Origin of the sequence: Novosphingobium clariflavum, assembly GCF_026420865.1 — a bacterium.
Taxonomy (GTDB): domain Bacteria; phylum Pseudomonadota; class Alphaproteobacteria; order Sphingomonadales; family Sphingomonadaceae; genus Novosphingobium; species Novosphingobium clariflavum.
This window is the reverse complement of the sequence record NZ_JAPCWC010000013.1, coordinates 71,431-86,567: the sequence shown is the minus strand read 5'-3', so window position 1 is coordinate 86,567 and position 15,137 is coordinate 71,431. Positions and strand designations below refer to the sequence as shown.

At 67.3% G+C, this 15,137-nt stretch carries 15 protein-coding genes; 5 read left to right on the top strand and 10 right to left on the bottom strand.

The annotated features are described in order from the left end of the window. Positions 1-16: 16 nt before the first annotated feature. From mgtE to OKA11_RS15970, 9 genes are all read right to left on the bottom strand, one after another. Positions 17-1,375, bottom strand: coding sequence for a magnesium transporter (gene mgtE, locus OKA11_RS16010; protein WP_267222081.1), 1,359 nt, complete (start codon positions 1,373-1,375; stop codon positions 17-19). A gap of 292 nt (positions 1,376-1,667) precedes the next feature. Continuing rightward, complete coding sequence (locus tag OKA11_RS16005) at positions 1,668-2,243, bottom strand: F0F1 ATP synthase subunit B family protein (protein ID WP_267222079.1); 576 nt, start codon at positions 2,241-2,243, stop codon at positions 1,668-1,670. Beyond that, positions 2,236-2,730 carry a F0F1 ATP synthase subunit B family protein gene (locus OKA11_RS16000; RefSeq protein WP_267222076.1) on the bottom strand — a complete coding sequence of 165 codons (495 nt, stop codon included), beginning with the start codon at positions 2,728-2,730 and terminating at the stop codon, positions 2,236-2,238. The genes OKA11_RS16005 and OKA11_RS16000 overlap by 8 nt, the downstream gene beginning before the upstream one ends. Before the next feature lie 105 nt (positions 2,731-2,835). Further along, on the bottom strand, positions 2,836-3,060 hold the full coding sequence (locus tag OKA11_RS15995) for a F0F1 ATP synthase subunit C (RefSeq protein ID WP_142632765.1): 225 nt from the start codon (positions 3,058-3,060) through the stop codon (positions 2,836-2,838). Between the two features lie 42 nt (positions 3,061-3,102). Continuing rightward, positions 3,103-3,885 (bottom strand): F0F1 ATP synthase subunit A, encoded by a 783-nt coding sequence (locus OKA11_RS15990; protein ID WP_267222073.1) that lies wholly within the window; start codon positions 3,883-3,885, stop codon positions 3,103-3,105. Positions 3,886-3,937: 52 nt separating this feature from the next. After that, complete coding sequence (locus tag OKA11_RS15985; protein WP_142632763.1) at positions 3,938-4,258, bottom strand: AtpZ/AtpI family protein; 321 nt, start codon at positions 4,256-4,258, stop codon at positions 3,938-3,940. A gap of 455 nt (positions 4,259-4,713) precedes the next feature. Then, positions 4,714-5,109, bottom strand: coding sequence for a YdbL family protein (locus OKA11_RS15980; RefSeq protein ID WP_267222070.1), 396 nt, complete (start codon positions 5,107-5,109; stop codon positions 4,714-4,716). Then, positions 5,109-5,396, bottom strand: coding sequence for a YnbE family lipoprotein (locus tag OKA11_RS15975; protein ID WP_267222069.1), 288 nt, complete (start codon positions 5,394-5,396; stop codon positions 5,109-5,111). Before OKA11_RS15975 ends, OKA11_RS15980 begins: the two co-directional genes overlap by 1 nt. Further along, positions 5,393-8,710 carry a YdbH domain-containing protein gene (locus tag OKA11_RS15970; protein ID WP_267222067.1) on the bottom strand — a complete coding sequence of 1,106 codons (3,318 nt, stop codon included), beginning with the start codon at positions 8,708-8,710 and terminating at the stop codon, positions 5,393-5,395. The genes OKA11_RS15975 and OKA11_RS15970 overlap by 4 nt, the downstream gene beginning before the upstream one ends. A 54-nt stretch (positions 8,711-8,764) precedes the next feature. On the opposite strand from OKA11_RS15970, the gene radC reads away from it, so the two are divergent. From radC to OKA11_RS15950, 4 genes are all read left to right on the top strand, one after another. Further along, a complete protein-coding gene (gene radC, locus OKA11_RS15965) occupies positions 8,765-9,496 on the top strand; it encodes a RadC family protein (protein WP_267222149.1) in 732 nt (243 codons plus the stop codon). Then, on the top strand, positions 9,496-10,257 hold the full coding sequence (locus tag OKA11_RS15960) for an NRDE family protein (protein ID WP_267222065.1): 762 nt from the start codon (positions 9,496-9,498) through the stop codon (positions 10,255-10,257). Before radC ends, OKA11_RS15960 begins: the two co-directional genes overlap by 1 nt. Positions 10,258-10,362: 105 nt before the next feature. Next, a complete protein-coding gene (locus tag OKA11_RS15955; RefSeq protein ID WP_267222063.1) occupies positions 10,363-11,457 on the top strand; it encodes an endonuclease/exonuclease/phosphatase family protein in 1,095 nt (364 codons plus the stop codon). 221 nt (positions 11,458-11,678) lie between these two features. Then, positions 11,679-12,950, top strand: coding sequence for a phospholipase A (locus OKA11_RS15950; protein WP_267222061.1), 1,272 nt, complete (start codon positions 11,679-11,681; stop codon positions 12,948-12,950). Between the two features lie 203 nt (positions 12,951-13,153). On the opposite strand, the gene OKA11_RS15945 is transcribed toward OKA11_RS15950, so the two are convergent. Then, positions 13,154-13,438, bottom strand: a complete 285-nt coding sequence (locus OKA11_RS15945) for a hypothetical protein (protein ID WP_267222059.1) — start codon at positions 13,436-13,438, stop codon at positions 13,154-13,156. Positions 13,439-13,766: 328 nt separating this feature from the next. Here OKA11_RS15945 and purB point away from each other — a divergent pair, with 328 nt between their 5' ends. Further along, positions 13,767-15,080, top strand: coding sequence for an adenylosuccinate lyase (gene purB / locus OKA11_RS15940; RefSeq protein ID WP_267222057.1), 1,314 nt, complete (start codon positions 13,767-13,769; stop codon positions 15,078-15,080). Positions 15,081-15,137 lie beyond the last annotated feature (57 nt).

The window sequence follows — 15,137 nt, the reverse complement described above, 5'->3', positions numbered from 1 at the left end:
GAGTATTCCGAAAACGCTAGAGCAGCGTCCCGGAGAGAATCGCAAGCGCAATGGTGAAATAGATCACCAGACCCGTGACATCGACCAGCGTCGCCACGAACGGCGCAGAGGCACTGGCCGGGTCGAAGCCGAGCCGCTGCAAGGCAAAGGGCAGCATCGAGCCCGCCAGCGACCCGAACGTGACGATGCCCACCAGCCCCGCCGACACGGTGGTGGCGATCAGCACCCAGTGCTCGCCGTAATCGTAGAAGCCCAGCTTCTGCCAAAGCGCGATGCGCGCGAAGCCGACCACACCGAGGATACCGCCCAGCACCATGCCGGCCGGCAGTTCGCGCAGCGCCACGCGCCACCAGTCGCGCAGGCGCACCTGCCCGACGGCAAGCGCACGGATGATCAGCGAGGTCGCCTGGCTGCCGCTGTTGCCGCCAGAGCTCATGATCAGCGGGATGAACAGCGTCAGCACCACCGCGCGTGCCAGTTCGTCCTCGAAATGCTGCATGGCGCTGGCCGTGAGCATCTCGGAGAGGAACAGCACGCTCAGCCACCCGGCGCGCTTGCGGATCATCGCGAAGAAGCCGGTTTCGAGGTAGGGCTTGTCGAGCGCCTCGACGCCGCCGAACTTCTGGACGTCCTCGGTATGCTCCTCGACCAGCGCGTCGAGCACGTCGTCGACGGTGACGATACCGATCGGACAGCCCTGCTCGTCCACCACCGGCAGCGCCAGCAGGTCGTGACGGCGGATCAGGTTCGCCACTTCCTCGCGGTCGGTATCGGGCGCGACGACCACGGGTTCGCGGTCGCGTCCGAGATCGAGCGCGGGATCGTCAGGCTCTGCGGCAATCAGGCGGCGCAGCGAGATCGTCGATTCGAGCCGCCCCGCCTTGTCGACGAGGAACACCGAATAGACCGTCTCGCGGCTGCGTTCGACCGTGCGGATCAGGCGCAGGACATCGCCCACGGTGGCATTGGCGGGCGCGGCGACGAACTCGGTGGTCATCATGCCGCCGGCGCTGTCCTCCGGCCATGCCAGCAGCTGGGAGAGCGAGGTGCGCACATCGGGCGCCAGGGCGGCGAGGAAGCGCGCGGCCAGATCCTCGTCCATCGCCGCCAGCACGTCGGCCGCGCGGTCTTCCGCCATCTGCGAGACGAGCCGAACCGCGCGCGGGAACGGCAGAAGTTCCAGCACTTCGGGCGCGCGGGAAAATTCAGGCCGGTCGAGCGCGGCAACGGCGCGCACGTCCGCCATGCGGCCCAGCTTTGCAGCCGCTTCGGAAGGCGTCAGCGCCTCCAGCATCTCGACGATATCGGCAATGTAGAGCCCGCGCTTCACGGGCCGGGGGCCGGCAGCCACGCCGGCGAGCAGGTCGTTCATCATCTTCAAAACCTTTCGTCCGCACGACCCGGGCGGACGATGGCCAGCGAGAACTAGCCAGCGCCCTTGGGGCGTGCGGTCCTACTGGAACTGTCGCTTGACATGTCCTCGCTTCCTGAAACTTGCGCGGCACGACGGCCGTGCGGGCGCTCCTCTGATCCCAAAGCACGCCAAGGTCAACCACCTAAGCGCATCCAGGCGATCGGTTCGACGCAAGGCGTGGATCGGAACAACAAAAAAGCCCCCGTGCGGAACACGGAGGCTTCGTTGTTCGGTAACCGAAAGGCGGTCGGGATCAGATCCCGGCGATCGCCTTGTCGACCAGCGCCTTGTCGGCATCGGCCGAGTGGTTGGCCTTGATCAGGTCGCCGGCGGCCAGAGCGGCAGCGGCAGCGGCCTTGCGGCGCAGGTCGTTGATCGTGGCCAGTTCCAGCGCCGAGATCTTCTCTTCCACCATCTTGTGACGGCGGGCGATCAGTTCGGTGGTGTCGGCCTCGGCCTTGGCGACGATGGCCTCGGCTTCGTGATGGGCATGCTCGAGCATGGCCGCGGCGTCCTTTTCGGCGTTCGCGATCTTGTCGGCATATTCCTTGCGCAGGGCTTCCGCCTCGGCGCGCAGGGTCTTGGCCTCTTCGAGGTGCGCCTTGATCTGGGCGATGCTCGAATCGAGACCGCCCGAGATGAGCTTGGGAACGCCCTTCCAGACCATGATCAGGATGAGCACGAGCATCGAGGCGCTGACCACCGCGACCGGCGGGGCAAAGCCCAGCAGTTCGGGCTCGGCGTGCTCGACGGCGACGTGCGCCTGGGCGGCATCGGCCTCGTGAGCAGCCGGAGCGGCGCCCGTTTCAGCAGCGGTGTTCTCAGCCATGAGCCAGGCTCTCCTTCACGGCGGCGCGAGCGGCAGTCTCGTCGAGCGAGATGCCGGCGACGCGGCTGACGATGTCGCGAGCGGCTTCGGCGGCAACGCTTTCGATCTCGGCAGCAGCCGCAAGGCGCGCTTCGTCGATGCGCTTTTCCGCGGCGGCGAGGTCGGCGTCGATGCCGATCTGCGCGGCGCTGAGACGCTCTGCGGTGGCGGCACCGGCCTTGGCGCGGGCCGAAGCGATGAGGTCCTGGGCCTGCGCGCGGTTCGCGTTTTCACGCGTGCGCCAGGCTTCCTCTTCCGCGTCGGCGCTTTCGCGCAGCTTTTCGGCGGTGGCGAGGTCCTCGGCAATCTGCTTGTCGCGCGAGGCGACCGTATCCATCACCTTGGGCACCATGCCGCGTCCGACGACGAAGAAGGTGATGGCGAAGAAGATCAGCATCCAGAAGATCTGGCTGGCGTAGTATTCGCCTAGCTGTGCGATCTGAGGCATGTGTCAGCCCTGTCCCGAGGTAGCCGGTAAAAATCTTGCATCCGGTGGCCCGGCCGCGGCACCAAAGGGTTCGCGCGGCCGGATCGGATCAGTGCGCTAGTGCGATCAGGCGAAGATCAGCAGCGCGGCAACGACGAACGAGAGCAGGCCGAGAAGTTCGGCGCCCGCGAAGCCGATGAACAGACGGCCCTGCTGGGCGTCGGCAGCGCCGGGGTTGCGCAGTGCGCCTTCGAGGAACTTCGCGAAGACGTTACCCACGCCGATCGAGGCGAGACCGCAACCGATAGCGGCGAGACCGGCACCAAGCAGCTTTGCAGCATCTGCTTCCATTACAAAAACTCCCTTTGGAAAAGTCTGATAAGAGACTGAAAATCAGTGAAGGTTCTCAGCGTCGTTCAAATAGACGCAGGTGAGAAGAGCGAAGACATAGGCCTGGATGCCGGCGACCAGCAGCTCGAGAGCGCAGATGCCGACCATCAGGATGAAGCTGGGCAGACCGGCAATGGCAAAGAGGCCGAGACCGGCATTGCCCGAGCTGATCACGAAGCTCGAAAGCACTTCAAGAAGCACGTGGCCGGCCATCATCGCGACGAAGAGTCGCAGACCAAGGCTGAAGGGACGCACGAGGAAGGAGATCAGCTCGACCACGAAGATCAGCGGGATCATCACGACCGGCGTACCGTGCGGCACGAAGAGCGAGAAGAAGTGCAGCTTGTGCTTGGCAAAGCCCACGATGATGACGATCGCGAACGAGAGCACCGCCAGGACACCGGTCGCCGAGAAGTGGCTGGTGAAGGTGAAGGGGTGCAGGCCGAGCACGCCGAGCGGCAGCAGACCGAGGAAGTTCGCGAAGAGAATGAACATGAACAGCGAGAAGATGTACGGGACGTACTTCTTGCCGTTCTTGCCGACGTTGGCGGCCAGCATGCCGTCGATGAAACCGGTGAAGGTCTCGACAGCCATCTGCCAGCGGCCCGGCACGAGCTGACGCTTCGTGCCGCCGGCAACGAAGACGATCAGCGCAACGGTAGCAATCGCCATCCACAGCGCGCTGTTGGTAAAGGCGATGTTGTATCCGGCAATGTTCCAATGGGCACCGGCCAGCGTTTCGAGCTGGAACTGGTGCATCGGATCGACCTTTGCTTCGGCAGCCACGCGAATATCCCTGTCGCCTATGAACGACAGCGCCCAATCCACCCCTTATGGGTCAATCCGGGCGCTGGTTCGAATTCCGTATGATATTCCTGAAGGCGACGAAGATTCCTAGGAACAACATCACCAACAGACCCCAGGGCGATGTTCCGGCGAAGTGATCGATCACCCAGCCGATGAACAGGCCGCCGATGACCCCGCCGAGAAGATCGGCCAGAACACGGTTGCCGGCGCGATAGGAATCGTCCGTTTCCGTGCCTGCGTTGGGCTTGTTGCGCTGCTCTTCACGCTCGCGAAGGGCTTTCAGCCTTTCGTCGAGCCGTTCCAGGCGCGCATCCTCGCCAACGGAGTCTCGTGCAGGTGGCTCGTCGCTCATGTCAGGTCCTCCTCCATAAAGGACGATTGACGCGTTCAACGGCTCCCCGCCGAGGGCGCCGCCCCCTTAGGGTGGGGCTTATCCCGAGTCAACCTTGGCCGGGCGCTGACCACGCCTCTTGTTCACACGCCCTGGCGCGCCGCCCCGGCCAACCCAAGTGCCCGCGCAGACACAGCATTCGTCAGGAAAAGGAAAAGCGCAAGGGCGATGCGTGAGAGCCTGCCTCCCCGACCATTTGCGAATCAAGGCTGTCAGAGCGCGGTCACACCCCTGTCGAACGGGCGAAAGAGTGTTTCACGAACGAGACGGGATCGGACGGTCAAAGCACCGACATCTCCGCGGCACCGGCCGCAAGCCTTCGACGGATGTCGCAGGCGCACCCCGCAAAAGACTCCGGGCCGGCACCGCCGCTTGGCGATACCGGCCCGGAATGCACCAAATGCAGAGCAGTTAAATTACGGACAGCGCGGATCGCGCTGCGGGGCCGCCGCCGTGCGCGTCTGCCAGGAGCCGTCGGGCGCCTGGTACTTTTCCCCGGGCGCGGTCTGGGCGATCAGGCGGCAAGCGGTGGCGAAGGCATATTCCTCGATCGTGCCCTTGCCGGCGGCCTTTTCGGTGTAGATCGCGCGGCGCTTGTTGTTGAGATCGCGCACCATCGCCTGCACCGCGGCCGGCTGGCTGCCGACCACGCCGAGATAACCGTCGCGCTGCTCACCCACCTGCCCGGACGAGCGGGCGGCGGCATAGGCCGGATCGCGGGCTTCCTGCGCCACGGCGACACCTGCTGCGCCGAGAACCAGCGCGGCTGCGCCCATCAGGGCGACGGAACTGCTGAAACGGGTCTTGGTCATCAGAATACGCCTTCGTTGTCCTTGATCGTCTTTTCCGCGTCGGCGGAAAGCTGATAGATCACTTCCTGTCGGATGTTGACGTTGAGCTCGATCACGATCGGCTTGTCGGGCGCAGTTACCTGAATGCACCCGGACAGCATCGGCACGAGCCCCGCCACCATCGTCGCGGCGCAAACGGCGCGCCTGCCGGACCGGACTGCGGCGAACTGCGCAAACGAGGAGGCGATCTTTGGCATCGCCAGGTTTGTCGCAGCCGGATCGCTTCCGGTCAATTGCGGGCCAATCATGGTTTTCTCTCGCTGTCTGAAGGCTGAATGGTGTGTTGTGCAGGATCAGTCGTTGCCGGAACGGCTACAGGGGCGGCTGCAGGCGCGGCTACAGGGGCGCCTGCGGGGATGCCCGCGGCCGCCTTCGCTTTCGCCTGAAGCGCGGCTTCCGCACTGATGATGCGCGGATCCTTGATGAAGGTGGGATCGTAGAGCGAGCGCATGTTGCCGAAGAGGCTCATGAACGGCGCCTTCACATTGACGATGAAGTGGATCGGCAGCTTCGCCACCTGCTTGGTCACGAAATTCTTCGACGCCCCTGCCCCCTGGCTGAGCCCGTCGAAGCTGATCCGGGTCAGGATGTCCCCCGCCAGCGAGCCGTCGAGACCGATCTCCATCTGCTTGTAATCGACCGACTTCAGCGCCGCGAAAGCGAAGTTGCCCATCGCCGAGAGGTCCTTGTAGGTCAGCGCGCCGATATAGCTGACATTGCCCCCCGGCACCCGCGAGCGCAGGAAACCGTTGTCGATGCGGCCGCCGTTCTCGTCGAACACCAGCGGCACTTCGCCGTCGAACACGCCCGAGGCATTGATATTGCCGACTTCGAGGTGCTGCACGAAGGTCGCCGCGTTGAGCCCCTTGACGGTGAGCGTGTAGCGGCGCGTTTCCGCCGCGCCGATGGTCATCGTCGCCGGCTCCAGCGCCAGCGTGCCGTCCATGAACGGCCAGCGCGCGCCATTGATGCGCAGCAGGTAGTTCGGCTCCATCTGGAACGAGAGCGTGCCGTCGGTCACTTCGATGCCGGGATTGACCGAGGCGAGCCGCAGCGTCTGGTTCGGCGCCGTCACCATGCCCAGCAGGTCGGTAAACACGACATCGCCGGACAGGCCCTTCACCGGACCGAACGCCGCCGCGAAGGCCAGTCCATCGGTGGAAAACCGGCCATGGCTGGTCACCTTGTCCGCCGTCCAGTCGATCCGGCCGGTTCCCTTGACCGTCCCCTCGAGGTTCGAGACGACACCCACCAGCATCGCAGAAAGCGTTCCGGCCTGCAGCGTGTCGTCGAATCGCAGGTCGCCAACCGCCAGATCGGCGTGGCCACGGGTGCGGTTGAGATCGTGGACGATGTCGGCGCGCACGATCGCCCGGTCGCTCTTGGGTTCGCGCAGCAGGGCATCGGCGGTGATGACACCGTTCGCCAGTCGCAGCGTCGCATCGCGGGCGACCAGCGGCTCGAAACGCGGCGCCTGCTGGCGGTCGACCAGGGTGAAATGGGCCCCTTCCAGGCTCAGCACGCCGCCCGCGTAGCGCCATTGTCCACCGGTTTGCCGCAAGTCCATCGGCACCGCGGCCAGCATGACGTCGCTTTCGTCGAAGGTCCCGGCGATGTCCTTGCCGACGCGGGCGCCGAGCCGGGCGATGCGAAAGCGCGAAGGCGCCTCGGCGGCGCCGAGCTCGACATCGATGCCTCGCGCCGAAAGCGCGCCGGGGCGCCCAGGCACTTGCGCATAGCCCAGGGCCCCGCTGGTCAGGCGGATGCGGGTGCCGCCCAGCCGCCCGGTCAGGTCGAGCGCGGGAACACCGGCGGTGATCGCCATGCCGCCGCCGGCGCCAAGCGCCAGGATCGGCTTGCCCCGCGCGGGACAGACCGGCAGGCGGCGCCGGTCCAATGTCAGATTGGCCAGCGCCAGACGCTCGAAGGCCACCGTGGTACAGCCGGACCAGAGCGCCAGCGCGCCATTCGCCGCCCAGCGCCCCTCGATCGGCAGCACCAGCCCGTCGGCCCGTCCCCCCGGCAAGGCGCCGGACAGGCGTGCCTCGCCGCCGAAGGTCATCGCGCCGTCGGCGGCCTGGCTCACCAGGAGGTGCGGCAAGGCCATGCTCGCAGCGCCCAGCCGCGCATCGTCGGCCCGGTATTCCGGCATGCTGACGCTCAGCGCGAATCGGCCGTTCGCGGTGCTTTCCATGCGACCCGAAACGTGCGGCAGGCCCTGCCCGCCGCTGGCGAAATTGCCGGTGAAGACGGGACGCCCCCTGCCCTGCACGCCGAACACCCCCTGCACGCGCGACAGCGCCAGCAGCGAAGCGCCGCTGGTGCCGCGCCAGTTCCCCCGGGGGACAACCAGGCTCCACTGCCGCGCATCGCGGCGCAGGATCACATTAGCATCAAGCGTCGAGCCGCGCGCCTCGCGCCCCAGCGCGGCGCGGATGCGATTGGTCAGCGGGGCGATCAGCGTGCCCTCGCCGCTCCTGGCAAGGTCCGCCAGCGCGCGGTCGGCCATGGCCCCCGGCACCACGCCGCGCCCCGCCAGATCGGCCTCGACATCGACATTTTTCAGGCCGGGATCGCTGCGCACTTGTCCATCGAGCGACAAGGCCTGCACGCCGGCCTGCGGGGTGACGATCCCGCGCGCCGCCACCTTGTACGTCGCGGTCAGCGCCTGTTTGCGGAAAGTGAAGCGACTGGAAGCGGTTAGCCCGGCAAGCCGGTTCTGCGCCAGACGCAGCGCGCCGCCTTCGAGGCCCAGCCTTCCCTCGGCGCCGTCGAGCCGCGAATCGATCGTGCCGTCGAACTGCAACGCCGATTTCGCCAGGTGGATGTCCTGCGCGGGACAATCGAGCCGGCCAAGCCGCAGCGGGCCGGTGAAGGACGGCTTCTCGCCGCTGACCCGCAGCCTGCCGTAAAGCGTGGCCTGCGCCGCCCGGCATCCCGCCACCGCAAGGTCCGGCGCGACGACCGCCAGCCGCCCGTCGAAACCGCCCCGCAAGGGGCCGATCCCGTCGAGCTTGGCGGCCACGCGGCCATAGTCGCTGTCGATCAGCGCGCGGCCGTCGACCAGGCCGATGTCGTAGTCGGGCAGCGGATGGTCCTTGTCGGCGGCCCCGCCCGAAGCGAGCGCCTTGTCGAGCACGCCCAGACTGAGCGCGCCGCCGTGATAGCGCCCGTAGAGGCGCGGGCGGACCAGCGTGATGCGGCCGATGCCTGGCCAGCCCCAAACCACCCGCGTCGCCACCCGCACTTCCTCGACGGTGAGGTCAGGGCGGCGCGGATCGCCGATCACGAGATTGCGCACCACCTGCTCCGAAGGCGAGATCGTGACGATCTCGTAGCGTGCGGGCAGGCCGAGCTTCTTCAGCTCGCTGCCGATCACGTTTTCGGCAATGTCCTTGCGCAGGATCCAGGCGGTGCCGGCGCCGAGCGCGAGCAGGCCTACCACGCCGAGCGCACTCGTCGCGACGATGCGCCTGCGGGCACGCGACCGGGAACGCGTGCCCGCACGGGAGGGGCGGTCAGCTTCCGCCGGGGGGTCGGTCAGGTCTCGCACCTCGGACATTCAGATCGTTCACTTGCGCGTCTGCGCCGGGAAAGGCAATTGTTCGCAGAGCTTATGCCCGACCACGACAGTCTCTTCGATGAACCGACGGCCCCCACCGGGCCAAAGGACGCGGGCAACGACCCCAGCGGGCACCGGGCGCGGCTGCGCAAGCGGCTGGTCGAGGGCGGCGGGGAAGCTCTGGCGGATCACGAGGTGATAGAACTCCTGCTGATGCAGGCTGTTCCCCGGCGCGACATGAAACCGCTCGCGCGCAGCCTGCTGCAGCGTTTCGGCTCGCTCGCGGGCGTGCTCCAGGCCGACGCGCGCACGCTGGCCGCCCATCCCGGCATGGGCGAGGCCAGCGCCGTCGCGCTGAAGATCGTCACCGTCGCCGCCACCCGCCTCGCCCGCCAGCGGCTGCGCGAGGCGCCGGTGATCGGATCGTGGCAGGTGCTGGTGGACTATCTCACCATCGACATGGCCCACCTCACCCGCGAGCGCGTGCGCGTGCTCTATCTCAACGCCAAGAACATGCTGATTCTCGACGAGATGGTCGGCGAAGGCTCGATCGACGAGGCCGCCATCCACCCGCGCGAGGTGATCCGCCGCGCGCTCGACCTCGGCGCCACCGGGCTCATCCTCGTCCATAACCACCCCAGCGGCTCGCCCCAGCCCAGCCGTGCCGACATCGACGTGACCAACCGCATCGCCGAGGCTGGACGCCTGCTCGGCATCATCGTCCACGACCACGTGGTGATCGGGCGCGAGGGTCATGTCAGCCTGAAAGCCAAGGGCCTGATCTGATGTGTGTCGCCGCTCTCGCCTGGCAGGCGCATCCCGACTGGCCACTGGTGGTCATCGGCAACCGGGACGAGTTCCACGCCCGCGCCAGCGCCCCGCTGGCGCGCTGGGACGATGGCTCGGGGATCCTCGCCGGGCGGGACCTGGTCGGCCGCGGCACCTGGATGGGGCTGAGCGAGGCGGGCCGCTTCGTCCTCGTCACCAATTACCGGGTGCCCGAAGGCGCGCAGCCCGGACGCCCTTCGCGCGGCATTCTGGTCACCGACCTTCTGCAGGGCCGCGCTCCCGAGGCGGTGGAGGCGATGAACCCGTTCAACCTCGTCGAAGTGGCGGGCAGCGAGGCACGCTTCCTCACCAACCATCCCAGGACCGAATCGCGCCCCCTCGCACCGGGTATCCACGGCCTCTCGAACGGCGGTTTCGACGTGCCCTGGCCCAAGACCCGCGCGGTCCAGACGGCCCTGGCAGCGTGGCTGTCCGGCGGCGGACAGGACTTCGCGGCGCTGTTCGCCGCGCTGCGTTCGGAGCGCCCGGATCGCCGCATCGCCCGCCCGCAGGACGGGCCGGAGCCGCGCTTTGCCCCGGTCTTCATCCGCGATTTCGTCTACGGCACCCGGTGCAGCACGGTGCTGGCCTTGTCTGCCGGTGGACAAGGCCGGATCGTCGAGCGCAGCTTCGCCCCGGACGGCAGCGTGACCGGCGAAGTCGCGCTGTCCTTCGCATGGCCCGGCCTGCTCCAGACGACAAACCCGTCAAGCGCCTAGTTACCTTTGGAAACCTCCGCATCGCCCCCCCTCCCCCCCCAGTTTTCCGCAATGATCGCGCGCTGCGCCCGCAACACAGCCCCGACAGCAGGATCCCCCACCCGCATGCCCGGCCTCGCCCGTCTCTCCCTCCTCCCCCTGCTGCTGGCGTCGGGCTGCTCCACCCTGCCGCCGCCCGTGGCCCGCATCCCTTGCGCGCAGACCCTGCCCCCGCACTTGTCCCGATCGCCCGACGGCGCATTCACCGCGACGCGCATCACCGTGCTGACCTACAATATCGAGGGCCTCGGCTGGCCCGCCCGCACCGGCAGGCGCCCCTTCCTCGAACGGATCGGCCGCCGCCTCTCCGCCATGCGCGAGGCCGGGAGCGGCCCCGACATCGTGCTGTTCCAGGAGATGTTCAGCGATGCCGCCAAGCGCGCGGTCGCGGCCGCGGGCTATCCGGCGATCACGTCCGGCCCGCGCCGCACCACCGGCGCGCAGGGATCGACCCGCAGGTTCCTGCCCGGCCGCTCCAGCCTGAGGCGCGGCGAGATCGGCATCCACCTCTATGGCAGCGGGCTGGCGATCGCCTCGCGCTGGCCCATCATCAACTACAGCCGCCGCGCCTATGGCCGCCGTTCCTGCGCGGGGTTCGACTGCCTGTCCAACAAGGGCATCGCCATGGCCCGCATCGCCATTCCCGGCGTGCCCACGCCGATCGACGTCTACGACACCCACATGAACGCGCGCGGGGCCTCGGGGGCGCCGCCCGCGCGCAACCTTGCCGCGCATGACCGGCAGGCCCGGGAAGCCTCGCGCTTCATCGACGAGACCCACGACGACGGCCTACCGCTGGTGTTCGGCGGCGATTTCAACATGCGCCGCTCCGAGCCGCGCTGGGAGAACTTTTCCCGCTACCACCGGCTCGGCCTTGTCCACCGCATCTGCGCGCCCCCGGATTCGGGCTGCGAGGTGAAGATGTCATGGGACGGCGACGAGCCCTGGATGGATACGCAGGACCTCCAGTTCGTCGGGAGCGGCGAGGCCGTGAAGATCCGCCCGGTCAGGGTGGAAGCCCTGTTCGACGGCAGCCCGGACAGTCCGGTGCTGTCCGACCACGACGGGTTCATGGTGACGTACGAACTGCGCTGGAGAGCCGCGCTGACCCGCAGCCCCGCCTGCCCGGCGCCGACGGCAGACGAGGCTCCAGACTCGTGAACGGCCTGGAGCGTTTTTCGAACGGAGCGGAACCCGCCGTGACTCGGAAAAACGCGGAAAACAAAGACTCTGGAGAGCCCGATCTGAATCGATCAGATCGGAAATCGCTCTAGGCCGCGTGGACTCGCAATTGCGAACAAATTCGGTATTTTGCCGCCTTCGGCGAAGGGTTGGTGCGACCCTGCCGCCCCCCCCTGCCTGCACCCGAAAGCCCTGACCGCATGACCGGATCGTCCTTCCTTGCCCCTGCCATCGTGCTGGCATCCGCGATCCCGGGCGCGGCCCTCGCGCAATCGGCCCTTCCCTCCACGATCGAAGTGCTGATCGGCCATGCCGAGAGCGACGGCGAGGGCGGCGCCCTGCTCGACGTGCGCCTGCTCAACACCGGCCCGGCCGTCGCCGAGGCCAGCCTGCCCGCCGTGGTAGAGGCGCGGTTGACGCGGCCCGGCGCCTTCGGGGATGGCCGCACGGTCACCTTGCAGCGCGAGGCATCGGCGCCGGCAGCGGTGGCGGTCGCCCCCGGCCGCTTCGCCACCGTGCGGTACCGGCTGGCCGGCGGCAGCCTTGCGGAAAGCGCCCAGCTCTCGGTGCCCGGCTGGGGCGGACAGGCCGTATCGCTCGCGGTGCTATCCCCCGCCCCGAACCCGGCCCCGGATCCGGCCCCGAACCTGGCGCCTGAAGGCGGCCCGCATATGGCGCTCGCCGCTCCTGCGCCCCCGGCTGCCTCCATGCCGCTTCCGCCAACACCGCCACCCAGCGACCGTACGGTCGGCAACGCCTATATCGGCAACCTGTCCGCCTACGAGCCGACTTATGCGGTCTATGGCCCCGGCACCAACAGCGACGCTCGCCTGCAGCTCAGCTTCAAGTACCAGTTGTTCGGCAGCCGCGCCCACGAAGGCGGCCGCGCGCTCGCCGACGGGCTCTACTTTGCCTATACCCAGCGCATGTTCTGGGATCTGGGCGCCAATTCCTCGCCCTTCCGCAATATCGATTTCCAGCCCGAAGCCTTCTACGTCACCGCGCCCAAGGTGCTTTCCGACAAGGCGACGCTGAGCGCCCAGATCGGCGTGCGCCACGAATCGAACGGCCGCGACGGCGACGATTCGCGCAGCATGAACACCATCTACCTCGCGCCGATGGCCGCGTTCACGCTGGCCGACGACTTGCGCCTGACCGTGCAGCCGCGCGTCTGGCTGTTCGTCGGCGACCTTTCCGACAACCCGGACATCCGGCGCTACCGCGGCAACAGCGGCATCTCGTTCCAGATCGGCCGGGAGAACGGCTGGCGTTTCTCCTCGCTCACCCGCTTCAGCTTCTCCAGCGGCAAGGGATCGACCAGCGGGGAACTCTCCTACCCGCTGCGCCGCCTGCTCGGCGGCGGGCCGGACTTCTATCTCTTCGGCCAGGGCTTCGCCGGCTACGGCGAGAACCTGCTCGACTACAACCGCCGCACTACCCGCTTGCGCATCGGCGTGGCGCTGGTGCGCTAGGCCGCGGGGACACCTGCAGCGGGGAGCGGCGGGACCGAGTGGGGTGGGACGCGGAAACGGACGCTGCCCCAACCACCTCGCTCATGCTGAGCTTGTCGAAGCATGGGGGCTCAGCGCCCGGCTTCGGGGCCTTCGACAAGCTCAGGCTGAGCGGGTTTGGGGAGGTCTGATTTGGGTGGAAAGCGGACTTGGCCGAGAGAGTCCTAAAGGACTTCGCCCTGCCGGTAGGCAATTTTTGCATCGCCCCGAGGTTTCGCACCGCGTTCCGTGACCGACACACTCGGAATGTGATCAATGCGCGTGACAAGAGCGCCTATGAAATCGGCGACCACTAGGCTGTGGGCATCGGTTTCGACGTGGATTCGAAGAGCCTTGGGATCCGTGCCGTAATTGCGCACGACAACTTCGCTGCCGAATATGCGCTGCGCAGTTTCACGAATGAATGTGGCCTGCTCTGGGGTAAGTTCAGACGGCTTGCGCGGCAGCATCGGCGGGTTGGCAGGTGGCATACAGACCTTTTAGCCCACCACAGCAAGGTCCGCTATGGGGCGCAAACGGCCGCACGAATTTGTCCACGCGCCCTGGTGGATTGATTCCGACATTTGCATCCCTGGCGGATGGGATGGGTTTGCACATGCCGGGATCGAACCACCAGGGTTCCTCGTCAAAACGGCAATTTCCAGCCTCCACGCCCGCCTGCCCGCCCTGACCACTGCCATGCGCGCTGCCCTGACTACTGCCATGCGCGCTGCCATAATCCTTGCCTTTGGGGCCCACCGCGCCTAGCGGCACCCGCGTCAGCCAAAGGAGTCGAACATGGTACCCCGCTACGCCCGCCCCACGATGACCGCGATCTGGGAGCCCGAAGCCCGTTACCGCATCTGGTTCGAGATCGAGGCCCACGCCGCCGTGAAGATGGGCGAGATGGGCACCGTGCCCGCCAGCGCCGGCCAGGCGCTCTGGGACTGGTGGGCCACCAACCCGACGATCGACGTCGCCGCGATCGATGCCATCGAAGCCGTGACCAAGCACGACGTCATCGCCTTCCTCGACTGGGTGGCCCAGCAGGTCGGCCCCGAAGCGCGTTTCATGCACCAGGGCATGACCAGCTCCGACGTGCTCGACACCACGCTCAACGTCCAGCTGGTCAAGGCCGCCGACATCCTGCTGGAAGACCTTGATGCCCTGCTCGCCGCGATCAAGCGCCGCGCCGAGGAGCACAAGTACACCCCCACCATCGGCCGCAGCCACGGCATCCATGCCGAGCCGGTCACCTTCGGCCTCAAGATGGCCGAAGCCTATGCCGAATTCGCCCGCTGCAGGAAGCGCCTCGTCGCCGCCCGCGAGGAAGTCGCCACTTGCGCGATCTCGGGCGCGGTCGGCACTTTCGCCAACGTCGACCCTGCCGTGGAACAGTACGTCGCCGACAAGATGGGCCTCGAGATCGAGCCCGTCTCGACCCAGGTCATCCCGCGCGACCGCCACGCCATGTTCTTCGCGGTGCTGGGCGTGATCGCCAGCTCGATCGAACGCCTCGCCATCGAAGTGCGCCACTTGCAGCGCACCGAAGTGCTGGAAGCCGAAGAGTACTTCTCGCCGGGCCAGAAGGGCTCCTCGGCGATGCCGCACAAGCGCAACCCGGTGCTGACCGAAAACCTCACCGGCCTCGCCCGCGTCGTCCGCTCCTCGGTGACCCCGGCGATGGAAAACGTCGCGCTCTGGCACGAACGTGACATCTCGCACTCGTCGGTCGAACGCTTCATCGGCCCTGACGCGACGATCACCCTCGACTTCGCGCTCGCCCGCCTCACCGGCGTGATCGACAAGCTGCTCGTCTATCCCGAGCGCATGCAGAAGAACCTCGACCGCATGGGCGGCCTCGTCCACTCGCAGCGCGTGCTGCTGGCGCTGACCCAGGCCGGCCTGACCCGCGACCAGTCGTACCGCCTGGTCCAGCGCAACGCGATGAAGGTCTGGGAATCGGACGGCCAGCTCTCGCTGCTCGAACTGCTCAAGGCCGACGAGGAAGTCACCGCCGCCCTGCCGGTCGAAGTGATCGAGGAGAAGTTCAACCTCGATTACCACTTCAAGCAGGTCGACACGATCTTCGCGCGCGTTTTCGGGAACTAAGCTCCCGGCCGACACTTCCCATGGCCGCCAATCGCGCTTAGCATTGCGCGATTGGCG